The organism is Methanolobus halotolerans (assembly GCF_004745425.1).
GTDB lineage: Archaea > Halobacteriota > Methanosarcinia > Methanosarcinales > Methanosarcinaceae > Methanolobus > Methanolobus halotolerans.
The window spans coordinates 174,857-201,428 of sequence record NZ_PGGK01000005.1 but is presented as its reverse complement, the minus strand read 5'-3'; the positions used below and the strand labels follow the sequence as shown (position 1 = coordinate 201,428).

23 protein-coding genes are annotated in these 26,572 nt (G+C 45.3%); 7 read left to right on the top strand and 16 right to left on the bottom strand.

All coding sequences use genetic code 11. The annotated features are described in order from the left end of the window. The 5 genes from rpiA to CUN85_RS06685 all read right to left on the bottom strand — a co-directional run bounded on the left by rpiA (position 1) and on the right by CUN85_RS06685 (position 5,976). The gene (gene rpiA / locus CUN85_RS06705) at positions 1-696 is read right to left on the bottom strand and encodes a ribose-5-phosphate isomerase RpiA (RefSeq protein WP_135389557.1); all 696 of its coding nucleotides are present in this window, start codon (positions 694-696) and stop codon (positions 1-3) included. Between the two features lie 23 nt (positions 697-719). Continuing rightward, positions 720-2,051, bottom strand: a complete 1,332-nt coding sequence (aspS, locus tag CUN85_RS06700) for an aspartate--tRNA(Asn) ligase (RefSeq protein WP_135389556.1) — start codon at positions 2,049-2,051, stop codon at positions 720-722. 86 nt (positions 2,052-2,137) lie between these two features. After that, positions 2,138-3,418 (bottom strand): Glu-tRNA(Gln) amidotransferase subunit GatD, encoded by a 1,281-nt coding sequence (gene gatD / locus CUN85_RS06695; RefSeq protein WP_135389555.1) that lies wholly within the window; start codon positions 3,416-3,418, stop codon positions 2,138-2,140. Positions 3,419-3,451: 33 nt separating this feature from the next. Further along, positions 3,452-4,936, bottom strand: coding sequence for an argininosuccinate lyase (argH, locus tag CUN85_RS06690; RefSeq protein WP_135389554.1), 1,485 nt, complete (start codon positions 4,934-4,936; stop codon positions 3,452-3,454). Between the two features lie 269 nt (positions 4,937-5,205). Further along, positions 5,206-5,976, bottom strand: a complete 771-nt coding sequence (locus tag CUN85_RS06685; protein WP_135389553.1) for a CPBP family glutamic-type intramembrane protease — start codon at positions 5,974-5,976, stop codon at positions 5,206-5,208. 253 nt (positions 5,977-6,229) lie between these two features. Here CUN85_RS06685 and CUN85_RS06680 point away from each other — a divergent pair, with 253 nt between their 5' ends. Together CUN85_RS06680 and budA are read left to right on the top strand one after the other, a co-directional pair. Beyond that, complete coding sequence (locus tag CUN85_RS06680; protein WP_135389552.1) at positions 6,230-6,706, top strand: chemotaxis protein CheW; 477 nt, start codon at positions 6,230-6,232, stop codon at positions 6,704-6,706. 202 nt (positions 6,707-6,908) lie between these two features. Beyond that, complete coding sequence (budA, locus tag CUN85_RS06675; protein ID WP_235856229.1) at positions 6,909-7,757, top strand: acetolactate decarboxylase; 849 nt, start codon at positions 6,909-6,911, stop codon at positions 7,755-7,757. Between the two features lie 10 nt (positions 7,758-7,767). Here budA and CUN85_RS06670 read toward each other — a convergent pair whose 3' ends face one another. Continuing rightward, positions 7,768-9,654 carry a PAS domain-containing sensor histidine kinase gene (locus CUN85_RS06670; RefSeq protein WP_135389550.1) on the bottom strand — a complete coding sequence of 629 codons (1,887 nt, stop codon included), beginning with the start codon at positions 9,652-9,654 and terminating at the stop codon, positions 7,768-7,770. A 171-nt stretch (positions 9,655-9,825) separates the two neighbouring features. On the opposite strand from CUN85_RS06670, the gene CUN85_RS06665 reads away from it, so the two are divergent. Both CUN85_RS06665 and CUN85_RS13325 read left to right on the top strand, forming a co-directional pair. After that, a complete protein-coding gene (locus CUN85_RS06665; protein ID WP_135389549.1) occupies positions 9,826-10,983 on the top strand; it encodes an LL-diaminopimelate aminotransferase in 1,158 nt (385 codons plus the stop codon). 394 nt (positions 10,984-11,377) lie between these two features. Then, positions 11,378-13,501, top strand: a complete 2,124-nt coding sequence (locus tag CUN85_RS13325) for a methyl-accepting chemotaxis protein (protein WP_235856228.1) — start codon at positions 11,378-11,380, stop codon at positions 13,499-13,501. A gap of 74 nt (positions 13,502-13,575) precedes the next feature. On the opposite strand, the gene CUN85_RS06655 is transcribed toward CUN85_RS13325, so the two are convergent. From CUN85_RS06655 to CUN85_RS06640, 4 genes are all read right to left on the bottom strand, one after another. Then, a complete protein-coding gene (locus CUN85_RS06655) occupies positions 13,576-14,202 on the bottom strand; it encodes a phosphoribosyltransferase (protein WP_135389548.1) in 627 nt (208 codons plus the stop codon). Between the two features lie 50 nt (positions 14,203-14,252). Further along, entirely contained in the window at positions 14,253-14,618 is a 366-nt protein-coding gene (locus CUN85_RS06650; RefSeq protein ID WP_135389547.1) for a cupredoxin domain-containing protein, read from the bottom strand. A 146-nt stretch (positions 14,619-14,764) separates the two neighbouring features. Then, positions 14,765-14,944, bottom strand: coding sequence for a hypothetical protein (locus tag CUN85_RS06645; protein WP_135389546.1), 180 nt, complete (start codon positions 14,942-14,944; stop codon positions 14,765-14,767). A 187-nt stretch (positions 14,945-15,131) separates the two neighbouring features. Further along, positions 15,132-15,716: a diacylglycerol/polyprenol kinase family protein gene (locus tag CUN85_RS06640; RefSeq protein ID WP_135389545.1), complete on the bottom strand. Its 585-nt coding sequence runs from the start codon at positions 15,714-15,716 to the stop codon at positions 15,132-15,134. 148 nt (positions 15,717-15,864) lie between these two features. Here CUN85_RS06640 and CUN85_RS06635 point away from each other — a divergent pair, with 148 nt between their 5' ends. Together CUN85_RS06635 and CUN85_RS06630 are read left to right on the top strand one after the other, a co-directional pair. Further along, positions 15,865-16,536: a phosphoribosyltransferase gene (locus CUN85_RS06635; RefSeq protein ID WP_135389544.1), complete on the top strand. Its 672-nt coding sequence runs from the start codon at positions 15,865-15,867 to the stop codon at positions 16,534-16,536. 4 nt (positions 16,537-16,540) lie between these two features. Beyond that, positions 16,541-17,206: a dienelactone hydrolase family protein gene (locus CUN85_RS06630; protein ID WP_135389543.1), complete on the top strand. Its 666-nt coding sequence runs from the start codon at positions 16,541-16,543 to the stop codon at positions 17,204-17,206. Between the two features lie 231 nt (positions 17,207-17,437). On the opposite strand, the gene CUN85_RS06625 is transcribed toward CUN85_RS06630, so the two are convergent. Beyond that, the gene (locus tag CUN85_RS06625; protein WP_135389542.1) at positions 17,438-17,614 is read right to left on the bottom strand and encodes an indolepyruvate ferredoxin oxidoreductase subunit alpha; all 177 of its coding nucleotides are present in this window, start codon (positions 17,612-17,614) and stop codon (positions 17,438-17,440) included. A gap of 288 nt (positions 17,615-17,902) precedes the next feature. On the opposite strand from CUN85_RS06625, the gene CUN85_RS06620 reads away from it, so the two are divergent. Continuing rightward, on the top strand, positions 17,903-18,904 hold the full coding sequence (locus CUN85_RS06620; protein ID WP_135389541.1) for a sensor histidine kinase: 1,002 nt from the start codon (positions 17,903-17,905) through the stop codon (positions 18,902-18,904). 85 nt (positions 18,905-18,989) lie between these two features. Here CUN85_RS06620 and CUN85_RS06615 read toward each other — a convergent pair whose 3' ends face one another. From CUN85_RS06615 to CUN85_RS06595, 5 genes are all read right to left on the bottom strand, one after another. Continuing rightward, positions 18,990-19,439 carry a YqaA family protein gene (locus CUN85_RS06615; RefSeq protein WP_135389540.1) on the bottom strand — a complete coding sequence of 150 codons (450 nt, stop codon included), beginning with the start codon at positions 19,437-19,439 and terminating at the stop codon, positions 18,990-18,992. Positions 19,440-19,840: 401 nt separating this feature from the next. Continuing rightward, entirely contained in the window at positions 19,841-21,022 is a 1,182-nt protein-coding gene (locus tag CUN85_RS06610) for an argininosuccinate synthase (RefSeq protein ID WP_135389539.1), read from the bottom strand. Between the two features lie 34 nt (positions 21,023-21,056). Beyond that, complete coding sequence (gene carB / locus CUN85_RS06605) at positions 21,057-24,287, bottom strand: carbamoyl-phosphate synthase large subunit (protein WP_135389538.1); 3,231 nt, start codon at positions 24,285-24,287, stop codon at positions 21,057-21,059. Further along, positions 24,287-25,384, bottom strand: a complete 1,098-nt coding sequence (gene carA, locus CUN85_RS06600; protein ID WP_135389537.1) for a glutamine-hydrolyzing carbamoyl-phosphate synthase small subunit — start codon at positions 25,382-25,384, stop codon at positions 24,287-24,289. The genes carB and carA overlap by 1 nt, the downstream gene beginning before the upstream one ends. A 96-nt stretch (positions 25,385-25,480) precedes the next feature. Beyond that, positions 25,481-26,563 (bottom strand): TolB family protein, encoded by a 1,083-nt coding sequence (locus CUN85_RS06595; protein WP_135389536.1) that lies wholly within the window; start codon positions 26,561-26,563, stop codon positions 25,481-25,483. Positions 26,564-26,572: the final 9 nt, after the last annotated feature.

The window sequence follows — 26,572 nt, the reverse complement described above, 5'->3', positions numbered from 1 at the left end:
TCAGGATCTCAATATTTCTACAGAGCCATCTTTTTTACCGATATACGCCTCGTCAACATTGGTGAATATCCCATGTTCGACGATTCCGGCTACCTGTGAAAGAAGTGCGGACATTACCACAGGGTTTTCGATAACGCCGAAACTTGCATCGATAATAAAATTACCATTGTCGGATATGACGGGCCCATCTTTTCTTGATGCAAGACGCAGCACCGGGTCTCCGCCAATCATTCGGACCTGTTTTAATACAAGTTCCTTTGCGTACGGAAGCACTTCAAGTGGCACATAATGGTTCAGCTGTTCACTTGATTTCGATTCGTCAGCAACTATCACAAAACGCTCTGCAGAACGTGAAACGACCTTCTCACGTGTATGTGCGGCCCCACCGCCTTTTATAACGTTGAGGGCAGCATCAATCTGGTCGGCGCCGTCAATGGCTATATCCAGTTCCGGATACTCGGCAAGGCTTGTGAGAGTTATACCTGCATCTATGGCCAGCATCTCGGACTGGTATGATGTCACGACTGCAATTATATCAAGACCTTTGGCAACACGCCTGCCAAGTTCAGCTATCGTGTAAGCTGTGGTCGAACCCGTGCCAAGGCCAACTACCATCCCATCTTTAACAAGATCTGCTGCAGCGATACCTGCTGCTTTCTTTTCCGGGCTCTCTCCGGAAGGATTCCTTTCTTTCATCAGAACTGCTCCGATTGCTTTGATCACGGGGAAAGTCTGCGTCTGTCCCTTGGGAACAGCACCACGTCACGGATGTTCTCAACTCCCAGCATGGTCATGACAAGCCTTTCGCAGCCTATACCCCATCCTGCATGTGGTGGCATACCGTATCTGAAAGCCTTAAGATAGAATTCGAAACCTTCGGGGTCAAGGCCCTGGGATTCGATCCTTCTTACAAGAAGCTCGGGGATGTGTATGCGCTGTGCACCTGAAGAAAGCTCCATTGTCCTGTGCATCATATCAAATCCCTTAGAAAGGACCGGGTTGTCCTCATAAGGCATTGCATAGAATGGCTTGATCTCAGTTGGCCAGTCGATTATGAAGTAGTGTGATTCACCTGTTTCTTTGAACACATACTCACCAATGGTATGCTCGGCTGCGGTACCCAAGTCATCCCCCCAGTTGAGCATCTCGTCAGTGTTCGCATTGACGATATCAATGGCTTCATCATAGGTAACTCTTTTGAAAGGAAGTGCCGGTACTTTCAGATCAAGATCAAGAACTGCAAGTGAACCGGACGCATTCTCAATTACCTGCTCATAGATGTAGGCAACCATCTTCTCAAGGATCTCCATCACATCGAAGTGATCACAGAAGCTTGCCTCAATGTCAATGGATGTTGCTTCATTGAGATGTCTGCGGGTGTCGTGTTCCTCTGCCCTGAAGATAGGGCCGATCTCAAACACCCTGTCCATTCCGCCGGACATCAGTATCTGCTTGAAGAGTTGAGGACTCTGGTTAAGGAAAGCTTCCCTGTCAAAGTATGTGATCGGGAATAGGGAGGTTCCTCCCTCTGTTGCTGTTGCAACGACCTTCGGACTGGAAGTCTCGATGAAACCGCTGTCCGTAAGGAAGCTCCTGACAGCCCTGAGTACTTCGTGCCTTATACTGAATATGGCGGTTGTCCTCTCTCTCCTGAGGTCGATGAACCTTGAATCAAGTCGTGTATCAAGTTCGGCTTCAACCTTTCCGGTAGTATCCATCGGAAGTGGTGACTCTGCCTCATTGAGGAGTCTTATCTCATCGGGAATGAGCTCATAACCATTTGGAGCCTTTGCTTCCGGCTTGACACTGCCTGTTATGGATACTACGGATTCCCTGACGAGTTTTCTGGCCAGATCCAGCAGTTCCGGATCTGTTTTCTTTTTCACAAGTGTGACCTGGGCCCTTCCGGTCCGGTCCCTGACCACAACAAAACAAATTCCTCCGAGGTCACGGACCTCATATACCCAACCGGCGATGGTTACTTTCTCATCGCCCAGTTCTTCCGGTTTTACCTCTGATGCATAGTGTGTCCTGAGATCTGTTAATGACATAAAATCACCTAGTTTGTAAAAATACTAATATCATTCCTATATCGATAATTCTGGCACCAATACTTGCTACTTTGTTATAAACCTAATTATTCATGGCATTCACAGGCTGAAACAAGAGTCCTTTCCGATATCTCACCTGCAATTGCATTTGTCATGATCTCTGCAACTGTGTCGATGTCATCAGACTGGCCCAAGGCCCACATAAGCTTTACAAGTGCGACTTCCGGAAGCATATCCTCCCCTTCGATAGCACCTGCTTTGAGTATATCCCTGCCGGTATCGTAAACCCTGTTGCATACCCTTCCACTGATGCACTGTGATGTCACTACAACAGGAATACCCGAACGTATCACATTCTCTATATGGGGAATCCATTCGGTGGAAACATGCCCAAGTCCGGTACCTTCTATCACCAGCCCACGGTAGCCGGCATCTGTGAAATACGAAAGGATTTCAGGACTTGCGCCGGGTGTGAACTTCACGAGTGCACATCTGGGTTCAAGGGAGTCATTCAGTTCGAGTTGTCTGGCTCCTCTTTTAGTGTAAGTTGACGTAGCGTGCAGCTCGCGGCCGGTATAGTCCACATAGGCAATGGGGTCTGCATTGACAGACCTGAAGGCATCTCTTCTGGAAGTGTGCATCTTCCTTACCTTGGTGCCGCGGTGTACGGCACATCTTCCATCGGATTCATCATCATGCATGACAACAGTGACCTCGGCAATATCACTGACAGCAACAAGTGCGGCACATATGGCGTTCATGGCATTGTCGCTGCTGGGTCTGTCAGCACTTCGCTGGGAACCTACAAAAACGATCGGCACGGGGGTCTCTATCATGAATGATAACGCAGCAGCCGAATACATCATTGTGTCAGTACCGTGGGCTACGATTATCCCGTCAGCGCCCTTCCCGATTTCTTCAGCTATCGCTTTTGCGAGTACCTGCCAGTAATCGGCTTTCATGTTCTCAGAAAGAATATTATAGATGGCACGGCCGCTAAAATCAGCTATCTCTTTTAATTCCGGGATGGCCTGCAGAATATCATCAGCCGAGAAACTGGCTGTGACAGCACCTGTCCTGTAATCGATCTTACTTGCTATCGTACCGCCAGTGGACAGAATTGAGACCTTTGGCAGGGAAGCCGGCCTTTCCACGGAAATATCCGGACCCCTGGCTGCAACCAGTGTATTGTTTGCTGCTTTTTTTTTCTGCACAACTTTGATACTGGCATTCTCAGGGTCGATTCCCGCATTATATCCGCTGATCATCTTGATGACAATGTGCCGGGTGGTGCTTGGCATGACTACGCCTTCATATTCCACACCGTCCTTTTCGATTTTTATCCTGTCGCCTTCTTCGAATTCCATGATGATCCTTACCTTGGTATTATAATAAGTACATTATTTCGAACTACTCTCAATGCATCTGTCGACAACTGTGAAAAGGGCATTGAGCGAATGCTCTATGCTGTTGTTGAATTCTGTTATTCTGGTGTGTTCAAGTTCCAGCTCCTCAAAACAGCTGCGTATCGCCCTTTCAAGCTCATTGGGAGAAGGGCCACCTGTGATACTGCGTTTGCTTATGTTGGATAGAGGGTCAAGTGCTTCTTTCACCATTTCCCGACTCAGGCCACGTTCACTCAGGTTTTCGCCCAGCACGTTCCTGGCGGCAGCATCGATATCTTCCGGTGTAGGGTCTCTATTTTCACGTGCCAGTACACCGACTATCTGATGTGCTGTCCTGAAAGGTATGCCTGCAGCTCTTACCATGGTATCTGCAAGTTCTGTTGCCGTTGTAAAACCAGCTGTTGACTGCAGCGACATAGCATCCGTATTTACCTCAAGTGTGGCAAATATACCTGCCATTACTCTGGCAGCACCTCTTGTAGTTTCCACAGCACGCCAGAGGTTAGGAGTAGCTTCCTGAAGGTCCCTGTTATAACTCAGTGGGAGGGCCTTGCAAATAGATATCAGTGCCATCAGAGAACCAATGACGGTACCGGATTTACCACGAATAAGCTCGGCAGTATCCGGATTCTTTTTCTGCGGCATTATAGAAGATGTTGATGAGTAACTATCATGAAGTTCGATAAAACCAAATTCAGTCGTTGACCATATTACTATCTCCTCTGCCATTTTGCTGAGGTTTACCATGATATTCACAAGTATCGAGGCAGACTCTATCATGAAATCACGGCTACTGACCGCATCCATGGAATTCTCAATGAGCCTTTCAAAACCAAGCAGTGACCTTGTTCGTTCCCTGTCAAGTAAAAAACCCGTAGATGCAAATGCAGCAGCTCCCAGAGGGCATTCATTCACCCGTGAGAAGGCTTCCATCAGACGCTGTGTGTCCCTTGACAATGCACCTGAGTGTGCCAGCAAATGGTGAGCGAAGGTGGTCGGCTGTGCATGCTGCAGGTGGGTGAATCCTGGCATCAGCGTATCTTTATTTTCCGAAGCCATGTCCAGAAGATTCTTCCGAAGCTGGCTGAGCTCTTCCATAAGGGACAGCAGTTCATCCCTGAGCCTTATCCTGATGCAGGTGACGACCTCATCGTTCCTGGAGCGGCCGGAATGCATTCTCCCGCCAACATCCTCACCGACCATATCGATGAGCCTTGATTCAAGTGAAATGTGTATGTCCTCATAAGAGTGATCAAGACTCCCGATCCCATCTTCCCTGATCTGCAAAAGTCCCTTCAGGATCTTGCTGCAATCCTGTTCCCTGATAATACTCTGCTCTTTGAGCATGACTGTATGTGCCAGGTCCACAAGTATATCTGCCTCGAAGATCCATTTATCTGCCGACATAGATGAAGTGAAGTTCAATATATCTTCATCAGGAGTGGAAGACAGGCGTCCCCTGCGTAAAATCTCGCTCATGTGAATCCTCGTTAGTTTAAATATAATATTAAAAGTGACCTTGATTTTGTAGCGTGGTATGGCTTGAATACATAAATAAGAATCGGTTTTGTAATTTCAGCCCTCAGTGAACTTTTTTGTTCAGGAGATCAACTGCGGACAGGTAAATCAAATAAGATGTTGGAAAAACTATCCGAAAAATCCCGCAGCGGTGAAAATGTACTCCGTTATCAGAATTTCAGTATTCCCTGAGATTAAACTCAACTGTTAAGGCCACACAACCACGGGCATTACAGAGAACCAAGCACAACCAGCATGGTCAGAGAAGCCGTAAGGTTGGCAATGATCGATGCTTCCAGTCCTTTTTTCCAATAGAGCCAGCCGAATATACTCCCGGTGATCAGGCTCAGGACTGTGATTCCCAGGGTGAGCATCAGATCAGGGTATTCTGATGCGGATAGGGATGAAATGTAGCCTATACTATAAAGGAGACTCGTGATAAGTACGGATAGCCAGACACCAGTGTTCGTGGGTAGGTTCTCTGAAGTCCTTTTGATCTTCCATGAGATCCATATCAGAAGGGTTACAAGGAAGAATCTCAGGATAATCTCCTCCACGATACCTGCATAGAATGAGTATAAAAATCTCTGCCACAGAAGAGGTGATGCCAGGAACACGGTCAAAGGTTCGACAAAAATGGAAAAAACGAATCTGTCCGTTACAAAGATGAGAGTGCCTGCAAAGACACCAAGGATCACCGATAATTTCACGGTAGAATGAAAGCTGGCAGGCAAACCCCTGCCTTCAAACAGGGATTCAAGTACTGGTGTCCCCAAACCAATTTTTTTCCCGAGGAAGATGCCTGTTAAAATGGATACGATCAAAAGCCCTGTTCCCTGAGCAAACTGGGTTGCCAGTATCATCGGGAGAGAAACGCCAAAGTCGTATATCGCATCTCCGGAAATAGAGACTGCATATGGTACGGCTGCTATCATTGAGAATTCTGCTGCCATAAACAACAGCCAGAAGATCTTCTGGTCCACAATATTTTTGGCATCCATGCTTATATTCCTTTTTTGAGAACAGCCTTAGTGAGTTATTTATATTTTGATGCGATTCATATGCCCGTATTATATATCAGTCCTTTTATTTGCAACTGCTTTTTTACTTTCTGGGTTGCTGATTATCTCTGATTTCGGTTGCTATGATCTTTGCAGTTCCTATTAGCGAAACTATATATACTAATTTAATAATATATTATTAATATTATATCACATCAGTACTATCATAATCGCTTTTCAGTTGAGGATCAATATGGAAAATGACATTAATAAATTCCAGGAACATGTTAATACAAACGAATTAATCCAGCTTGTAATTTTTAATCTGGGGCTGGAGGAATTCGGTGTTGACATTATGAAGGTACAGGAGATCATCCGGCTTCCTGAAATAACGCGCATACCCAGATCTCCTGACTACATTAAGGGTGTTATCAACCTGCGTGGTAAGATCATTGTTGTAATGGATCTGGACAGGAGATTCGGCCTTCCGGCAAAGGAGATTACCGATGAATCCCGGATTATAGTTGTAGATGTTGAGGGTACGATAATCGGAATGGTCGTTGACTCTGTCAGTGAAGTGATCAGACTGCTTGCCACAAATGTCGATCCCACACCTGAGATTATCATGCAGAAGATCAACGCAGCTTATCTCAAAGGCGTTGGAAAAATGGATGAGAGGTTGTTAATACTTCTCGATCTTGAGAATATCATAAACGAGACTGCTGCCTGAGAAGGTTTTTCCCGCGAACCTTCTACTCCGGCAGGATGCATGAGTAGCTGGCAAATGACGCAATAGCCGTTTTGCTCATTATTTACCTATATACGGGCAGAATTCCCGGATATGTGCATTTGCATTGAAGCTCTAAAAGAACTTTTACTTTTTTGCGGGAAGATCCATTGGAATTAATTATTAATCGAATACGGGGATGACTATGAGAAAGAATATAATCATTTTTGCGATATGTCTGTCGGTCATATTTACATTGGTCACCGGATGTATCGATGAAGCAGAATCAGGTGGCATTTCTGAAAACGTTACTGGGCAGCAAGCAGAAAGTGCTTTGACCCTGTATAGTTCAAACGATATACTGTACCAGGTTTCCACGATAAATGCCTTACTTGAAGGGGTATATGATGGCGAAACAGACTATGAGTCTCTAAAGCAGCACGGGGATTTCGGGATAGGGACCTTTTCAGGTCTGGACGGTGAGATGATAGAGCTGGATGGTATAGTATACCAGATAAAAGACGATGGTATTGCCTATCCTGTGAATGATTCCATGACCACACCCTTTGCTGCGGTAACTTTTTTCGATGCGGATACAGAGGATCTTATCACTGAACCTATGAACCGATCTCAGACAGAAGATTATCTTGCAGCATTGATGCCTAACAGGAATATCATGTATGCCATCAAGATCAACGGAACATTCGATTATGTCAGGACAAGGAGTGTTCCGAAACAGGAAAAGCCATATCCCAAACTGGTGGAAGTCACAAAGGACCAGCCTACATTCGAATTAGAACAGGTTAACGGAGTAATTGTAGGTTACTGGCTGCCCTCGTATGTTGAAGGTATAAACGTGCCTGGATATCATCTTCACTTCATAACTGAAGACAGGACCGCAGGCGGGCATGTTCTCGAGTTCGGTATAACTGAAGGAACGGTCGGTATAGACAATACGCACAGGTTCTTTATGGAACTTCCCAAAAGCAATGAGTTTCTGGATTCGGATCTTACAAAGGATACAGGTTCAGAACTCGAACAGGTCGAGAAGTGAGAATTAAGGTCTATTGATCAATAGCAGGAAGTGTTACATGTACTTTTGTACCAACACCTTCCTCACTTTCAATCCATATTTTTCCACCATGGTCCTCTATTATTACTTTTGATATGTATAGACCAAGACCATTGCCACCGTAGTTCCTGGTGGATGAACTGTCTATCTGGTGGAATTTCTGGAAAAGATCAGGCAAGTCATGTTCGGCAATACCGATGCCATCATCTTCCACAATCGCATGCAGATTCCCATTCTCCCTAAAAGCTGACAGATTTATAGTTCCTTCTCTGGGGGTGAACTTTATTGCATTCTCTACTAGATTCACAAAGACCCTTGGAAGGTAATCGGCATCAGCCTTTGTTAAAATGGCGTCCGTTGGTAAGTTGAAGTTCAAAGAGATACTTTTCTCCTTTGCATGTTCAGACATCTCTCCCATGGCAGACAGCACAGAATCGGACAACATTATCTTTTCAAAATTATATTTAACCCTTCCACCCTGTGAAGTGCTGGCAAATAGGAGGGAATCAAGCAGGCTATGCAGGCGTTTAGACTTGTTAACAACTTTATTTATGGCATTTTCCTGCTCAGGGTTCAATTGACCGAACATGCCTTCCTGTAGTAATTCACTGTAGCCCCTGATAGTAGTGAGCGGGGTATTGAGCTCATGTCTCAGGTTTGAAAGGAACTCATCTTTGAGCTTGTCAAGAGACTGGAGTTCTTCATATGCCCTGGCTAGTTCTTCCGTGGATTTCTGCAGGGCTGTTTCAGTACTCTTACGCTCGGTAATGTCGCGTATATGCTCCACAGCCATCACTATATCGTTATTTTTACCAAGGACCGGGAACACTCGATACTCCCGGGTCTTCCCGTCTACAGGGCTCGTATATTCAGTTTCGGTAACATTCCCGGTGGAAAAAACCTCTTTTACATGACATGGGTCACAGGGCTCATCGCGGTGCATGAAACATTCATAACAATGTGGATGGAACTCTCTCTCTTCGGGAGTGATGAACTTCTCACTTTTCCAGTTACTTGTAACTACATTAAGCTCTCTGTCCACGACGACTATCAGGTCCTGTAATGCATTGAAAGTGCTTGTAAGTAGCTCTTTTTGTTGCTGCAATGCATCTTCTGATTGTTTACTCTTGGTAATATCGGCAATCAGGCAGACACCACCTTCAAGGGTGGTTTTCGATGACCTGTGAGGGACGTAGTAAGATCTGAGATACACGGGCTTGCCTGCTATTCGGACCGAGTATTCTGTCTCGTAATATGGCATGATTTCCTGGTCGGACCTGAAGAGAACTTTTTCAAGCTTTTCATCATTCACAAAATCAGTTATCTCTGCTCCTATTATATCTTCACGCGGCAATCCGAATATTTTCAAGAAGCTCCTATTGCAATGGGTTATTATCCCATTCTTGTCAATAAAGATTCCAAGAGGGGATGATTCGAAGATGACCCTGTACCTTTTTTCGGAATCAAGCAGGGCATCTTCGACACTTCTTCTCTCAAGGACTTTGCCAAGGCGAGAGACGATGGCGTCCATCAACTTTTTCTCTTCTTTAAGAAATGGTCCGACATCCTGAACAGGATGCTCTTTAAGGTAGACAAGCTTCAGATAGCCCCGGACCTTTCCATGAACGGTTATTTCGACAGACATCTTCCACGGAGTATCCTCATAGTTAGTAGTCTGGTAAATTTCATCATCCAGTGTGATGCGTGCTGCTGCAACTTCAGAACAGCTACATGCAGAAGGGATGCGATTAACGATTCCCCTGAGCAAAGACTTCAGGGGGATATGCATATCAAAAAGATCTGAAATACTATATATGCATTCTAATTCCTTTTCTCTTTTTTCGAGCAGCATCATTGCATGATTGTTTATAAAAGACACCTATTTGATTTTTATATTAATTATATTTATATTTTAGTTATTAATACATTTCGTTCCTGCACAAGATTTGAAGAAAGCCCGGTTTCAGTCTTTTTCCGATAGGTGCAATGTAATAGGGGAAGTTATATATGGAATCACCTATTGAAATATGTCCAAATCTTAGGTGAAATAATGTACTCTGACAGGATAAATGCACTACCCCCTTACTTGTTTGCGACTATAGACGAAGCAAAAGCTAAAATGAGATCTAAAGGTGTGGATGTGATAGATCTCGGAGTAGGTGACCCTGACCAGCCAACTCCTGCGCATATTGTGGATTCAATGTGCCAGGCAGTTCGTGACCCTTCTACACACAGGTATCCCTCCTATACAGGCATGCTTGATTTCAGGAAGGCTGCTACTGACTGGTGCAGGCAGAGCAGAGGATTGGACCTCGACCCTGCTTCAGAAACACTCACACTTATCGGTTCAAAGGAAGGAGTTGCGCATATACCTCTTGCCTTCATTAACCCGGGCGATGTGGCTCTCTGCCCTGACCCTGCGTATCCGGTCTACAAGATCGGTACACAATTTGCAGGGGGAGAACCTCACATAATGCCTCTTCTTGAGGAGAACGGTTTCCTGCCTGACCTTGATGCGATACCAAATGATGTACTTGGCAGGTCGAAGCTTATGTTCATTAATTATCCCAACAATCCTACATCTGCAACAGCCGACACAAAATTCTTCGAAGAGGTTGTGCAGTTCGCCAGGGAGAACAATATCGTAGTTGTACACGATAATGCATATTCGGAGATGACTTATGATGGTTACAAGGCACCAAGTTTCCTGAGCGTCGACGGGGCAAAGGAAGTAGGAATTGAACTTTTCTCTCTTTCCAAGACCTATAACATGACCGGATGGCGCCTTGGATTTGCTGTGGGTAACAAAGACATGATCGCCGGTTTCGGTAAGGTCAAGTCCAATATCGATTCAGGAGCTTTCAATGCCATTCAGATGGCAGGCATTACAGCTCTTTCTGACTCACAACAGTGTGTTGCCGATATGAACAGCACCTATACTGAAAGAAGGAACGTTCTCCTTAAAGGTCTTCATGAAATGGGTATTGATGTCAAACCACCCAAGGCTACCTTCTACATATGGGCACCCGTACCAAGCGGATATGACTCCATCGGCTTCTCCAAGCTCCTGCTGGAAAACGCGGGCATTGTAGCAACACCAGGCGTAGGTTTCGGAAAGTATGGTGAGGGGTACATACGCTTTGCACTGACCCAGACCGTAGAAAGATTATCTGAAGCTGTGGACCGGATGTCAAAGCTCGATATCTGAAACTGATATTTCCGTTTTGAAGCTTAAACAAGCACTTAAAGCAGGATTTCCATCCTGCAACTTTTTTCTATCAACTATTCAATGATCATACTGGAAAGCATAGTTTAAGACTTATCTGGTGTGAGATTTATAATTACAAATCAGACATAAAGAGCCCGAAGCAGAGAATTCGGTCACACGATACACTAATTAGATTCTATTGTGATATGAGAAGCTTAAAAAGACTTTCCTTTGTAGGTGGTGGTTTATGCAACACCTGGATAATTTTATGCTTAGAATTTAATAATTAAAATACTATACTATTATTATTTTATTTGATAAGGTTATATATTAAATCGCACTTTACTGTTACACATTATCACACAGTTTGAATTATGATGTACAGAGGTGCAAAATGAATCTTAAAAACATACCAATCAGTCGTCAGATAATTGCTTTAGCACTGATCCTGACAATAATACCTGTTACAGTGGTGGGTCTCTACGCCTACGGTCAGACTTCGGATGCTATCCATACTCAGCTCAATGAACGATTAGATGAGCAAGTGAAGATGGAAAAGGATTATATTGACACTACCTTCACTATTGCACAGCAAAGTCTGCAGTCGCAGATCGATACTGCCCGTATAGAGTTCTATTCAATTGCCGATCCCAAAATAGTTGACGGAAAGCTGGTAGTAGGAGATCTTATCCTTAATAGTGACTTCAAGCTTGTGGATACTATAGAAAGTAAGATCGATGGGAGTGTCAGTGTATTCCAGGTAAAGGATGGTTCTGCAATCCGCATATCAACCACAACGCGAAACGCGGATGGAAGCCGTGCTATCGGAACTACGGTCTCTCCGGAGGTTTATAACTCAGTTGTGAGGGGCGGCCAGACATATACTGGCAGGGCAGATGTTCTTGGTGAGTGGTATATGACTGCCTATGATCCGATAAAAGACAGTAACGGCAGGATAATAGGTATTCTTGGAGTTGGCATCCCTGAAGAGGTATACAGGTCGCAGATCAAGGAGCAAATGGGAACAGTTTCATTTGGTGAAACCGGGTATATGTACGTAATGGATTCCACGGGTGACCTCATCATCCACCCTACCATAGAAGGAGATAATATTTATGCTAATGATTTCGCCAGAGAGATAAGTGCAAACAAGAACGGTGATATCATTTATGAATGGGAAGGACGCGACAAGATGATGAGCTACACTTACTATGAGCCCAAAGACTGGATAATAGTATCCGGAACCTATATGGATGAGTTCGAAGCTCCTGTGGTTGCCATAAAGAATGGTATCATGACCGCTGTTCTGATCTTTATTGTCCTTGGTTCTGCCTTTGCACTGCTTATCAGTAGGTCGATATCAGGTGGTATCCAGAACATCGTCGACGATTTCGATAAGATCTCCTCCGACGCTCTGGAAGGTAAGATCAACACACGGGCCGATACTGATGTTGGTGTGGACTTCAAGGCGATACCCAGGGGCTTGAATGGTATACTGGATACTCTTACTGATATAATTAGCATGGTAAGTAAAAACGCAAACAATGTAGCTGCAACATCCCAGGAGATATCCTCCTCTATAGAAGAGGTGACCGCTGCATCCAATCAGATATCCCTTACAGTCGGTGAGATATCAAAAGGTGCACAGGACCAGTCTTCCAAGACAGAGGAAGTTGCACATGCTATGTCAGATATGACTTCCAATGTTCAGGACATTGCCTCCAATGCACAACATGCGGCCGAAACTGCAAGTGTTACAAGTGAACTTATCCACAAGGTAGGGAATGAATCTGAAGAAATGTTGAAGCAGATGGATGATATCAAGAGAGCAACTGACAGTTCAGCCTCTGCAATTACAGAACTTGAAGGAAAGTCAAGACAGATCGGAGAGATTGTGAGCCTGATAACAAGTATTGCAGATCAGACTAATCTACTTGCACTAAATGCTGCTATCGAGGCAGCCAGGGCAGGAGAACACGGCCGTGGTTTCGCAGTTGTGGCTGATGAGGTCCGAAAGCTTGCCGAAGATTCTGGCAGTGCTGCCAAGGATATAGCACAACTGATCCATGAGATACAGGAAGGTACCAGGGATGCGGTCGAGTCAATGGAAAGTGGTACTGAAACAGTAGGTGCCGGTGTCAACGCACTTAACACAACAGTCCTGGCTGTAAAGAACATCGTTGTAGAGAGCAGCAAGGTAGCTGAAATGGCACAGAACATAGCAGCTGCAGCCCAGGAACAATCCGCCTCTATTGAAGAGATAACTTCATCTATGGATGAGGTGGCAGCTATTTCACAGGAAGCTGCCGCAGGAACAGAGGAAGCTTCAGCAGGAGTCGAGCAGCAAACTGCCTCGATGAACGAACTTGCAGAAAGTGCTCATGAACTTGCGGATATGGCTGCATCCATGCAGCAGATGATCTCTAAGTTCACTCTGGAAGAACAGTCAACAACCACGCATGAACCTGCAACTTCAACTCCGTTGAAGAAAAAGGTCAGGAAAGAGATTTTGGCCTGATGGTCACTATCTCTTTTTCTTTTTGTATAGTTCTGAGTTTTTGCGTTACTGATCATTTTTTTCTGAATAAAGTTTCACAAACAACCTTTTTCCATTATCTCCAGTACTTCTTTATCAGAAACATCATACCAGTTCCTATAAACCTGGGCAACGGCCATGAAGTTCCCGGGTGTATCAAGCACCACTAGATCATCGACCATTTTTCCGATGTCTTCAGCAACCTCCCTCCCTGCAACCGGGACTGCGACAACGATCATTGCGGCTTTTTCCTTCTTGCATAGCATGATGGAAGCCCTCATAGTAGAACCCATAGCAAGCCCGTCATCAACCAGTATGACAGTCCTGTCTCTTATTTCCGGCAAAGGTTTGCCTTTTCTCAGGATCCCTATTCTTCTCCGGATCTCTGCAGACTGCTCTTCCACGATCCTGTCTATCAGATCCTGTGACAGCCACATTGTGGCATCTCTGAAAAGAAATAAACTACCATCTTCTGCAATTGCCCCGAATCCTGCTTCCGGGTTATCGGGAAACGGAAGTTTCCTTGTGATCAGCAAAGAAAAATCCGCATCCAGGTAGGCAGCTACCTGGCAGCCAACCTCCACTCCGCCCCTGGGGATGGCAAGTACCAGTGCTTTACTTTCTCTGTACTTATCCAGGGATTCTGCAAGTTTTATACCGGCATCCCTGCGATCATCAAACATTTATACCTCCAGTTAAGAGAAATCATCTCTGGATCAGTTCCGGAATGCGCTTATTGTACTGTAACAGTACCCACCATGGAAGGATGTATCGTACATATGTAATCATAGGTACCAGGTTCCTCAAAAGCATGGGAATAAGTCTGGCCGGGTTCAAGAACCCCGGAATCGAACTCACCGTTATCTGCAGTGGCGGTATGGGCCACAGCATCATCATTTGTCCACGTAACAGTATCCCCTGCTGAAACCCTGATGTTCTGAGGCTGGAACTGAAGGCTCATCATAGAAACTTCATTCGTTTGAACCTGCTCCTGATCATCAGCGGAATCGTCCGTTGGCCCGGAATCTGTACATCCTGCAGCAAGCACCGCTGCTGCCACAAGTACCATAGCTATCAGCCATTTCAAGAATTTTCTCATTGGTCACTCCCCAATATCATCAAAGAGAATAAGGTTTAAAGCATTAACGTAGAATCTACCTGCAGAGAAGAAACAGAAGGAACAGTAACAATTTGTAATTTTAAAAAGGAGTTATGTGATATAATAAAGAACATTAAATGATATGATCATGTTTCAAGACAGTCAAGCGGTCTTTTGAAAAAGGCCTTGATCATACCATTATCATCAATGTCGTCGGAGAATTTGACCAGCTCCCAGCCATCTACGCCGAGTTCATTCAGGTCCTGCTTTGTGAGGTCCAATTCACCAAATCTAACTGATCTTATTTCATATTCCCATGATGTCATATTTATTACCTCGTAATATTTCCGGCTAGTAATTTTCGGATATAATAGCCTATATTCGCGATCTATAAAAACCTTTTCAAAAAATTAGATTGTATTGAAAACAATCCAATTTGCTTTAACTGCGAAAATATATGGGAAAAATAACGTCGTAAGTAATTTGTATCACGTAATCTTATTCAGAGATTTATCAGAAATAGGAACTCAGGAAGAATAATATCTCTACAGAAAAACCTGAAAATATGGGAATTGCAAGGTTGTCATCGATTTTCACAAAATATGTCTCCACCATCGTTGCCACTGCAGCCATCAAAATAGCTGCCTGCCAGCTGGAAAGGAAAATATAGCCTATCACAAGATCAATACACAATTCCGCAATAAGACCTTCAAGAGACTTGCCATTGCCGAATATCCTGATCTTTCCAATCCTTTTACCTACAAGCGCTGCACTGGCATCTCCGAAGGTTGTCATAAGTATGGCAGCATAGGCGACATGTTCACTAAATACAGCTACCGCAATAAGGGCACCGAGGGTGAAGTAGACGTGTGAGCCAAGGCCTGAGACCTCTTTCTTTCTCAGCAGAAAACTGACAAAAGGAAGTTTGAATCCCCTGTCAAGCCTCAGATGTTCGATGGTCAGGATTATCACCAGATATGTAATGAGAAGGCTAAGGGTGGCCTGCTTCCCGAAAAAAGCGTAGACAAGTACTATCAGGATAGATGTCAGATGAATGCCTTTTCGCACAATTTCATTGAAAAAGGATTTTGAAGCCATCGGGATTTACTTCGCTTTTTTTGTATATAAAAGGCCCTATCCGGGAAATTGAACAGGCTTATCGATATGATCAGTAGGTTTGTTTTCTGTTCTAAGCGAATCAGTAAAATAGCAGGCCTTAGAAACTACAATGTGGAGTGGGTATTATATGGTAATCTTTAAGGATCGAACAGATGCCGGAAAAAAGCTCGCAGAGGCGCTTTCCGAATATTCCGGACATGAGGATGTTATTTTACTTGCGCTTCCAAGAGGAGGAGTTCCAGTGGCTTTTGAAGTAGCAAAGGAACTTGATGTGGAACTTGATGTTTTTATTGTAAGGAAACTGGGGGTCCCGGGTTATGAGGAACTTGCTATGGGAGCCATTTCAAGCGGGGGCGTAAAGATCATGAACATGGGTGTGGTGCAGTCCATGCAGATAACCGGGGAAGCGATCGATTCGGTCGTTGCGTCAGAAAGGGTGGAACTGGAAAGAAGAGAAGAAATGTATCGTAAAGGTAAGCCTGAACTGGATGTTACTGGAAAGACAGCCATTCTTATAGATGACGGGCTAGCTACAGGCGCTACCATGAAAGCAGCATTCCAGGCCCTGAGAAAGCAGAACCCGGACAAAATAATCGTGGCAGTACCGACTGCGTCCAGGGAAGCATGTGACGAGTTTGCGGCAGAGGTTGATAGGACTGTGTGTCTGACAACACCTGAGCCTTTCTACGGTGTGGGAGCATGGTATGAGAATTTTGCCCAGACAAGCGACAAGGAAGTATGCGACCTGCTGAAGAAAGCTGATGAAATGGCCGGACCCGTTATGCCTTCAAGGGGGTAAGAAGATGGCAGATAAGGAAGAGAACAGTGTCAAGATCACTATTGATTCAATATCCCTTGGAGGGAACCTCGACATTCCCGGTGGTGCAAAAGGTATTGTTATATTTGCACACGGAAGCGGTAGCAGTAGATTCAGTCCCAGGAACAGGTTTGTGGCTGGTTATCTCCAAGGACAGGGGCTTGCTACTCTTCTGTTCGATCTGCTGACTCCGGGGGAGGAGGAGATTGACAATCAAACCGCACAGTTTCGTTTTGATATAGAAATGCTTGCCGAACGCCTTGTTGCAGTCACAGACTGGGTTGTTGAAAATCCGGCAACTGCCAATCTTAAAATAGGATACTTCGGTGCAAGTACAGGCGCTGCTGCAGCCCTTATTGCTGCCAGTGAGAGACCCGGCCAGACCAGGGCCGTAGTTTCGAGGGGAGGAAGGCCCGACCTTGCAGACAGGGCATTGGCAAACGTAAAAGCACCCACATTGCTGATCGTGGGCAACATGGATAGTCCTGTAATAGAGATGAACAAGTGGGCTTTAGAAAGACTGGACTCAGAAAAGAGAATGGAGCTGGTTCGCGGTGCGACCCATCTTTTCGAGGAACCGGGAACGCTGGAAGAAGCAGCCAGGCTGGCAGGGGAATGGTTCAGTAAGTATCTTGGTTCAAATAAGGGTTGAATATACCTTTTTTTCTTTTAGTTTGAATATTTTGTCTGTATTTAAGAATTTGAATATATGTCAGGCAGTAAACTGGCATCTTAAATTATAAACAGGATATTCCCGGCCGGGTCTTTGAGCCAGGTAATCCCGGGACCCTTATTTGTATCATTTGACGATCTCGCGATATCTTTTATTTTACGGCATGCCTCCATAGTACTCAAATTAAAAAAGAAACAGGAAATTTTGGCATTATTCTAACGAAATTGCATCAACCGGGCAAATTTCTACACAGTCTCCACAGTCCACGCAGGTGTCAGCATCGATTACCGCAAGGTCTTCGGCACTCATTGAGATCGCTTCAACAGGGCAGGAATCGACACATGCTCCACATCCAGTACATAAATCCTTATCAACAATAGCTACCATTCAATTTCACTCCATTATTTGTGATAATCTCTTATAGAAATCCATTGAGAGATTCTACAGTCAAAGTCAGGGATTATGAGATAAATACTTGTCGAATTCAGGGAGCTTCAATTGTATGCGGGCAAAATTGTGAAGATAGTGAAGAAAGTAAAGCTGATTACATTTATACTTTATTATACAGGTGGTATAAAATAAGTTAATATACTATTTATTTTAATAAATATAATAAAGCATATTCTCAAAATAATTAGTGTAATACTTATATACAGTATCCTGGGAGAAAAAAGCATGGTTAATATTGATGATCTGCACTTGTCAAAAAATGCTGCACGACAGGAACTAACGTTGATACTCTTATTCGGATGCCTTGTTTTATTTGTTTCATCCTATTTTCGTCTATATGAGATCATCTTCTCTTATGTGGAATTTCATGAATTGTGGCAACTTGGGGTATTATTCATTCTTTCGCTTTATTTTGCAGTAACTTTTACCTTTTTTTCTTTCAGGAGATGGCAGGAAGCAAGGACTGAGATAAATAAGAGAATAGAACTTGAAAAAGATATCTTACTCGCCGCTCATACGGCAGATCATGCCAACCGGGCGAAGAGCGAGTTCCTTGCTAATATGAGCCATGAGATTCGCACACCTCTTAATTCGATCATAGGCTTTTCAGACCTGCTCATGGAGGAAATGTATGGAAATCTCAATGATAAGCAGACACGTTTTGTAAGTAACATCTCTTCAAGTGGAAAGCATCTGCTGGAGTTGATTAATCAGATACTTGATATTTCAAAGATCGAGTCAGGTCAGATGAAACTCAACCAGGAGAAGTTCAATATTTCAGATACTTTAGAAGAAATAAAGACAATACTTTACCCCCTTGCTTCAAAGAAGAGAATTAAACTTACATTCGTTTCAAACAACGAACTTGCAGAAATTATAGCAGACAAACTCAAGATAAAACAGATAATTTTCAATCTTGCAAGCAATGCTATCAAATTCACACCTGAGGGGGGTCGTGTCGATATCGCAACAGCGATGTCGGACAAGGTTCTGACCGTGATGATAGCCGATACCGGGATTGGTATCAGAAAATCAGAACTGGAAACCATCTTCGAACCTTTCGAACAGGCCGGACAAATGTGCAATAAAGAGAATCAAGGCACAGGACTCGGGCTGTCTATTGCTAAAAAGTTTGTAGAGCTACATAAGGGACGCATCTGGGTCCAAAGTCAACCTGGGATTGGTTCGACTTTTATTTTTAAGATACCTGACGAGATATTTGCATGAACTTCCTGTTTCCTGAACTTGTTCCAGACACCTAGATCCGCTAAACCTGTTCTCATAGAAATCAAGATTCACTCTGTTTCTTTGTTCAAAAGTGACTGGCAAAGTAGGCGATAGCTGCATATCTGAAAAACTTTCCTACGAAAACTAATATGGCGAAGTTAATGAATTTGTACCGTAAGAGGCCTGCGACTACGGTAATGGCATCTCCTATACCCGGCAGCCAGGTGAAAAGAAGAGATAAAGTGCCGTATTTTCTGAAACAGTTCTCTGCACGTTTGAGCTGCTCATCGGATATACGCATATATTTGCTTATGAGGAGATTCCTCCCCGTAGATCCGATGTAATAGGAAGTACATGAGCCTAGGAAATTCGCTACTGATGCCACAAGAACAACAGTATGGATGTTGAAGTTACCAAGGACCATCAGTATAACAAGACCCTCGGAACCAAGTGGCAAAATCGTTGAGGCCAGAAAACTTGTGATAAAGAGGCTGACATAACCATAATCATTCAGCAGTAGCATTATATCGACCATGACATGTCTTCCTCTGTTTTACAAAGTTACAAATATATTCTGTATTTAGTTACTTTAATTCAAAAAACTACTCCGGTTGCAGGATAACGACTATCTTCGCAACCGATCTTTTAAAACAATCCTTCCATTTATGCATTAAGGGTATCATTGATACATTAACTCTTTGTACGAGGCATCTCCGTTACACCTATAGTTGATTCCGAGGTGTTTTCACTCCGACCTTCAATACACTGGAGAAAACTACAATTGATAATATTCGAGGTCATAAATTAATATTTGCAGACTGTTGACCAGTTCTTATCGAAATTAAATCTAAAGCGAGAAATACACTGTAAAAAAAAGTATATATTTTCTAAAAGCCTAAGATTAAAAAATAATCGTATGCCTAATGACATACGATTTCACTTATCAATAACTTTCCTGTACATCCGGGCCTGGAAGCCATGATATTTTGCGAACCCTTCGGCGTCCTTCTGGTCGATGGTGGCGCTGTCGAATGAAACGAGGTCCTCTGAGTAGAGAGCGTAGGAAGATGTCCTTGCCAGTATGATGACGCTGCCTTTGTGAAGTTTCACGGTGACAGTGCCTGTTACTCGCTCCTGGGTCTTGTCTATGAAGGCATTCAGGTCGTGGTAGAGCGGCTCGTCCACCAGGCCGTAATATGCAAGCTCTGACCACTGCTCGTCCACACCCTTCTTGAATTTGAGCTCCGCCCGTGTGAGTACCAGCTTCTCGAGGTCCCTGTGGGCTGTCAGAAGCACGGTGGCTGCGGGGTGCTCGTAGTTCTCCCTCGCTTTCAGACCCAGCACGCGGTCCTCGATCATGTCCGTTCTTCCGATTCCGTGGGAACCTGCGAGCTCGTTGAGCCTCTCGATAAGTTCCACGCCGCCCATCTTCTGACCGTCCAGGGATACAGGGACACCGTTCTCGAAACCTATGACAAGGATCTGTCCGGCAGGTGCTGCTTCCGGGGACACCGTCCACTGGTATATCTCCTCAGGCGGGATGAATCCGGGGTCTTCCAGTTTACCGCCCTCGATACTGCGGCTCCAGATATTCTCATCCACACTCCAGGGCTTTGCTGTTGTGACGGTAACAGGTATGCCGTGCTTCTTCGCATACTCGATCTCCCACTCGCGGGTGAGGTTCATGTCCCTCATGGGTGCGATGACCTCCATGTCCGTCAGGCGGAATACAGCCTCGAAACGTAGCTGGTCATTACCCTTGCCGGTACAGCCATGTGCAAGTGCCACTGCGCCTTCCTGTTTCGCTATCTCGACAACCTTCCTAGCAATGAGCGGGCGGGCGATGGAAGTGCCCATCACATAACCCTCATAGTCTCCGTTGGCCTTGATAAGAGGGAAAATGTAGTCTTTCACGAACTCATCACGCACATCAAGGGTGAAGTGCTTGTCACTGATCTTCTGCGCCTTCTCCTCTGCCTGAGCGACATCCTCTTTTGGCTGGCCTACATCTACTGCGACTGTAATTACCTCGTCGCAGCCATATTCTTCCTTGAGCAGCGGGATGCACACCGAAGTGTCAAGACCGCCTGAATAAGCAAGTACAACTTTCTTTGACATAAGAAAACTCCTATCCTTCCTTCTATTCTTAAAATTAAGAACTTATAATTTCCCTGTGATATTCATTAATGGATTTGACAGTACCTTCACCCTTCTTCATGGACACTATGGCGTTAGATGCTGCAATGGCCGCCTGGATGGTTGTAATGTAAGGCACCTTGAAATCCACAGCCGCACGGCGTATCCTTGAACTGTCTTCCCTTGAAAGCTTGTCGTTAGGGGTGTTTATGACAAGAGCAACCTCATACCGGCGCATCATGTCAATGACATTGGGACTGCCGTCATGGACCTTCTTAACAATTCCCATTTCAATGCCATGTTCTTCAAGGTAATCCGCTGTTCCTTTGGTACCAAGCAGTTCAATACCTGCATCTTTGAGCTTGTTGGCCACATCAACAAGCTGCTCCCTGTCCTCGTCCCTTACTGAGACAAAGACCTTTCCTGTGAGTGGGAGCAGGTTATCGGCACTGAGCTGTGCTTTGAAGAATGCTCTGCCGTAATCGTAGTCAACACCCATGACCTCGCCTGTACTTTTCATTTCAGGTCCAAGTATCGGATCTGCTCCCGGAAGTTTATCAAAGGGCAGCAGTACTTCTTTTACAGATACGTGTTTGACCTTAGGTTCGTTGCCGGATGCATAGCCAAGCTCCTCCAGTCTTATTCCCATTATCACCCTTGCTGCTATTTTTGCCAGCGGCAGGCCGACTGCCTTGGATACAAAGGGGATGGTCCTGCTTGAGCGCGGGTTTGCTTCAAGGACGTATATTGTGTCGCCCTTCTTAGCCATTTGAATGTTCACAAGACCCTTTACGTTCAGGGCCAGTGCGATCTTACGGGTATAATCACGTACTATTTCGAGGATCTCTTCTGAAAGTGACTGTGGCGGGATCACACATGCGGAATCGCCTGAGTGCACACCCGCTTCCTCGATATGTTCCATAATGGCACCGATGAGCACATCCTTGCCATCACACACGGCGTCCACATCTATCTCCACAGCTCCCTCAAGGAAGTCATCGATGAGTATTGGGTGCTCGGGAGACACCTTCACAGCCTCACGCATATAGCGCTCGAGATCGTTCTGGTCATAGACTATTTCCATTGCACGACCGCCCAGTACGTATGATGGTCTCACAAGCACCGGGTAGCCTATCCTGTTGGCTATCTCGATAGCCTGTTCCTGCGAGATAGCATAACCTGCATCCGGCTGGTTGATCTCCAGCTTGCTCATCATAACGTTGAACTTTTCCCTGTTCTCTGCAACATCGATGTCCGCAGGGGATGTACCCATGATAACAGTCTTCAGGTCACTGCGCCTTATGAGCTCTTTTTCAAGAGGTAGTGCAAGGTTGACGGATGTCTGTCCTCCGAACTGTACAAGCACACCGTCCGGATTCTCCTTCTCGATGACATTCATGACGTCTTCCAGGGTCAGAGGCTCGAAGAATAGCTTATCCGAGGTATCATAGTCAGTAGATACCGTCTCCGGGTTGTTATTGATGATATGTGCCTCGATGCCTGCCTCGCGGATAGCCGCCACCGCGTGAACTGTACAGTAGTCGAATTCTATACCCTGTCCGATGCGTATTGGACCGGAACCCAGGATCAGTATCTTCTTACGGTCAGATGGTTCTGCTTCACACATCTGCTCGTAGCATGAATAATAATAAGGAGTCGCTGCAGCAAATTCCGCAGCACAGGTATCTACCATCTTATAAGTTGAACTGACACCTGCATTGCGCCTCTGGTCGTTGATCTCTTCCCGGCTCTTCCCGGCGACTTCTGCAATGCGTGCATCGGTAAGTCCTAAGCGTTTCGCATCCTTGAGCATCTCATCCGGTATACTACCGGACAAACCTGCTCCCCTTATACTTTCCTCCATGTCAACGATGTTCTTTATCTTCCTCAGGAAGAAGACATCTATCCCGCTTAACCTGGAGACTTCCTCGATGGAGAAGCCATTGCAAAGAGCATGATAGATAACGAACAGGCGCTCACTTGTAGGTGTCCTGAGAAGGGTCTTTATCTCACTGGCTGACCACTCATCCGATCCGAAATCCATATTGATGTCCAGTGAACGTACAGCCTTGAGCAGTGATTCCTCGATCGTCCGTCCGATGGACATTACCTCACCGGTACTCTTCATGGCAGTGGTAAGTGTCCTGTCTGCATTGACGAACTTGTCAAAGGGCCATCTCGGGATCTTCGTGACTACATAGTCGATGGTGGGCTCGAAGGATGCAGGGGTCTGCTTGGTCACATCATTGAGGATCTCGTCCAGTGCCATGCCGATAGCTATCTTTGCTGTTACTCTGGCTATGGGGTAGCCCGTTGCCTTTGATGCAAGGGCTGATGATCTTGATACCCGCGGGTTTACTTCCACGATACGGTAATCCCCATCCTTGATGGCGAACTGGATATTACAGCCGCCCTCGATTCCGAAGGATCTGATGATCTTGATCGCAGCAGTCCTGAGCATTTGATGTTCATCATCACTAAGAGTCTGGGAAGGAGTGACTACAATGGATTCTCCTGTGTGGACACCCATGGGGTCAAGGTTCTCCATGTTACAGATAACTATACATGTATCATTGCCATCACGCATGACCTCGTATTCGAATTCCTTCCAACCGAGAACACTTTCCTCGATCAGCACCTGGCTTATACGGCTTCGTCGAAGGCCTCTTTCAGTTATCTCCAGAAGTTGTTCCCTGGAGTGAGCTATACCGCCACCAGCTCCGCCGAGAGTGTATGCCGGGCGGATGATGAGCGGAAGTCCGAGCTCATCTATAAGTTCCTCTGCTTCCTTTAGTGTGGATATTGCCCTGCTGCGTGGTACTTTTTCCCCAATACTCTCCATTCTGCGTTTGAAGAGTTCACGGTCTTCTGTGTTCTTGATGGCCTCAAGGGGGGTTCCAAGAAGCTCCACATTATATTTTTCAAGAATGCCGTGTTCTGCAAGCTCACTTGTGATATTAAGACCTGTCTGGCCTCCTATACCTGCAATGATACCGTCAGGCCTTTCCTTCTCTATTATCTTCTCGACAGATTTCACTTCAAGAGGCTCGATGTAGACTGCATCCGCCATCTCTGGATCGGTCATGATGGTCGCAGGGTTAGAGTTCACAAGCACGACCTGCATACCCTCTTCCTTGAGCGACCTGCATGCCTGACTCCCGGAGAAATCGAACTCTGCACCCTGCCCTATCATAATGGGCCCTGAACCTATCAGGAGAACCTTTTTAATATCCGTACGTTTTGGCATTATTTCTTACCTCCTGCCAGTTTGAGAACCTTATCAAAGAAGATCTTCTCGGAATCGAGTGGACCTGGATGCGCATCAGGGTGGTACTGGACACTGAATATATCAAGGGTCTTGTGTGCTATCCCTTCAACTGTCTTATCGTTCGCGTTCATCTGGGTTATCTTCACTTCCGCCTCTTCAAAAGTATCGGCGTCAACGGCAAAACCATGGTTCTGAGATGTAATATGTACTATGCCGGTCTCGAAATCCTTTACAGGCTGGTTCGCACCCCTGTGGCCGAACTTGAGCTTGTATGTTTCAGCACCTAGCGCACGGGAGATTATCTGGTGTCCCAGGCAGATACCCACTATAGGTAATTCCCCTGAGAACTTCTTCACTGCCTCGGTTCCCTTTTCTGCCTGTTGCGGATCTCCCGGACCATTGGATAAAAAGAGCAGGTCCGGCTCAAAGGATTCGATTATGGATGTCGAAGCAGTACCTGGGACAACCGTCACATCGATGCCTCTGGACAGCAGGCTCCTTTCTATACTTAGCTTCCTGCCAAAGTCCATGAGCACCACATTCACCGGCTTATTCGGGTCCCTGAACGGGCTTTCTATCCTGAAGGGCTCAGGGCATGTAACCTTTGAAATCAGGTCGATATCCGAGATACCTGGCTGCTTCCTGGCAAGTCTTACGGCTTCTTCTCCGTCATCACTGCCGTTGATCAGGGCTGTACGCATTGTTCCGTGCTCACGTGTCTTGATTGTGAGCATACGTGTGTCGATCCCTGCGATACCGGGTTTACCTGCATCCTCCATAAGCTGGAAAATGGTCTTCTTTGAAGTGTAATGAGATGGCTCAGGACATGCCTCCCTTACAACAAGACCTTCGGCTTTTACTCCGTCTGATTCAAAACAGTTTTCACTGACACCGTAGTTGCCTATGAGGGGATATGTGAACATAAGGATCTGACCTTTATAGGAAGGATCGGTCAGTGCCTCCTCATAACCAGTATATTGAGTGGTAAAAACAAGTTCCCCGGAAACGATACCTTCGGCACCAAAGCCAGTGCCTTTTACGATAGTCCCATCTTCTAATCCTAATACTGCATTCATTGTACGAACCTGCGCCTACATGTAAGGAATAGGCTATAAGTATTACGATGAGTCTCAGTCTGAATGCGTAGGCTGAAAAGATAAGAAAGGATCGAATTAACGAATCTTTCTGAGGAAGGAGTAAACTATAAAGCTCACCATTAAAAATGAGATTATAAGTACGGATACAATGAAAGACCTGGGACTCTCAGTGGCAAAGACCCTGATCCTTTCTACATACGGATTCAGTTGCTTCTTTTCCCGGTCATCTTCCTGAACGTCTGCTTCTTCCAGTTCCATATTCCCGGTTTTCAATGTCATTACCCAGATGTTGTATCCTCCATTCTCATTGGAAATATGGGCTATTTTGCTGCCATCCGGACTCCATGCAGGGGCTCTTTCATCAGATGCTGCAGATGTCAGCATTGTAAAACCTTTACCATCAGCACCCATAAGCCAGAGATCATAGTCTCCACTCTGATCTGATGAAAATACTATCATGCTCCCGTCAGGACTGTATGCAGGATCAATATTATCATAAGAATTGCTTGTTAGTACAATCGGGTTTATGCCATCCGTATTCTGAACAAGGATGTCACCATCCAGTGAGTAAATCAGCTTGCTCCCATCAGGGCTCCAGGAAGGGGAACTTTCATGACCGGGACTGTCGGTTATCCGTTTACTATTAGTGCCGTCTATGTCCATTATCCATACATCATAGTTCCCGGCAAGTCTTGAGATATAGGCGACCCTTGTCCCGTCCGGGCTTACAGAAGGACTTCTGGCATCGGCGGTTTCCGTAAGTTTTAGAACATTGCCGCCATTGGCATCCATGACGTGTATACTTATGTAGCGTGAAGAATAGGCCTTCTTGCTCTCGGTCGCATAATATATTTTGCTGCCGTTACGATTGAATACCGGGTCCCCTTCCCATGCCAGGTTATCGTAGAGTTTCTTCCTGCCCGAGCCATCGGAGTTCATGCTCCATATGGCCTGATCGAAAGCAAAGACTAATTTTTCCCCGTCCGGACTCCAGGATGGGTGGTTATAGTTAGAGCCATTGGTCAGTTGTACGCTTTCATGGGCAAGCAGACCGGCAGATACCAAGGGTGTCAGTAATATCACTAACGAAAATACCAGCGCAATAAGTATGAGCACGGCTGCATGTTTTGGATAAGAGGCATATGGGGAAGTAGACATGATAAATAT

Bases quoted from the DNA above. Each gene is read 5' to 3' on its own strand.
- rpiA (WP_135389557.1), bottom strand. From the start codon at position 696: ATGAAAGAAAGGAATCCTTCCGGAGAGAGCCCGGAAAAGAAAGCAGCA.
- aspS (WP_135389556.1), bottom strand. From the start codon at position 2,051: ATGTCATTAACAGATCTCAGGACACACTATGCATCAGAGGTAAAACCG.
- gatD (WP_135389555.1), bottom strand. From the start codon at position 3,418: ATGGAATTCGAAGAAGGCGACAGGATAAAAATCGAAAAGGACGGTGTG.
- argH (WP_135389554.1), bottom strand. From the start codon at position 4,936: ATGAGCGAGATTTTACGCAGGGGACGCCTGTCTTCCACTCCTGATGAA.
- CUN85_RS06685 (WP_135389553.1), bottom strand. From the start codon at position 5,976: ATGGATGCCAAAAATATTGTGGACCAGAAGATCTTCTGGCTGTTGTTT.
- CUN85_RS06680 (WP_135389552.1), top strand. From the start codon at position 6,230: ATGGAAAATGACATTAATAAATTCCAGGAACATGTTAATACAAACGAA.
- budA (WP_235856229.1), top strand. From the start codon at position 6,909: ATGAGAAAGAATATAATCATTTTTGCGATATGTCTGTCGGTCATATTT.
- CUN85_RS06665 (WP_135389549.1), top strand. From the start codon at position 9,826: ATGTACTCTGACAGGATAAATGCACTACCCCCTTACTTGTTTGCGACT.
- CUN85_RS13325 (WP_235856228.1), top strand. From the start codon at position 11,378: ATGAATCTTAAAAACATACCAATCAGTCGTCAGATAATTGCTTTAGCA.
- CUN85_RS06655 (WP_135389548.1), bottom strand. From the start codon at position 14,202: ATGTTTGATGATCGCAGGGATGCCGGTATAAAACTTGCAGAATCCCTG.
- CUN85_RS06650 (WP_135389547.1), bottom strand. From the start codon at position 14,618: ATGAGAAAATTCTTGAAATGGCTGATAGCTATGGTACTTGTGGCAGCA.
- CUN85_RS06645 (WP_135389546.1), bottom strand. From the start codon at position 14,944: ATGACATCATGGGAATATGAAATAAGATCAGTTAGATTTGGTGAATTG.
- CUN85_RS06640 (WP_135389545.1), bottom strand. From the start codon at position 15,716: ATGGCTTCAAAATCCTTTTTCAATGAAATTGTGCGAAAAGGCATTCAT.
- CUN85_RS06635 (WP_135389544.1), top strand. From the start codon at position 15,865: ATGGTAATCTTTAAGGATCGAACAGATGCCGGAAAAAAGCTCGCAGAG.
- CUN85_RS06630 (WP_135389543.1), top strand. From the start codon at position 16,541: ATGGCAGATAAGGAAGAGAACAGTGTCAAGATCACTATTGATTCAATA.
- CUN85_RS06625 (WP_135389542.1), bottom strand. From the start codon at position 17,614: ATGGTAGCTATTGTTGATAAGGATTTATGTACTGGATGTGGAGCATGT.
- CUN85_RS06620 (WP_135389541.1), top strand. From the start codon at position 17,903: ATGGTTAATATTGATGATCTGCACTTGTCAAAAAATGCTGCACGACAG.
- CUN85_RS06615 (WP_135389540.1), bottom strand. From the start codon at position 19,439: ATGGTCGATATAATGCTACTGCTGAATGATTATGGTTATGTCAGCCTC.
- CUN85_RS06610 (WP_135389539.1), bottom strand. From the start codon at position 21,022: ATGTCAAAGAAAGTTGTACTTGCTTATTCAGGCGGTCTTGACACTTCG.
- carB (WP_135389538.1), bottom strand. From the start codon at position 24,287: ATGCCAAAACGTACGGATATTAAAAAGGTTCTCCTGATAGGTTCAGGG.
- carA (WP_135389537.1), bottom strand. From the start codon at position 25,384: ATGAATGCAGTATTAGGATTAGAAGATGGGACTATCGTAAAAGGCACT.
- CUN85_RS06595 (WP_135389536.1), bottom strand. From the start codon at position 26,563: ATGTCTACTTCCCCATATGCCTCTTATCCAAAACATGCAGCCGTGCTC.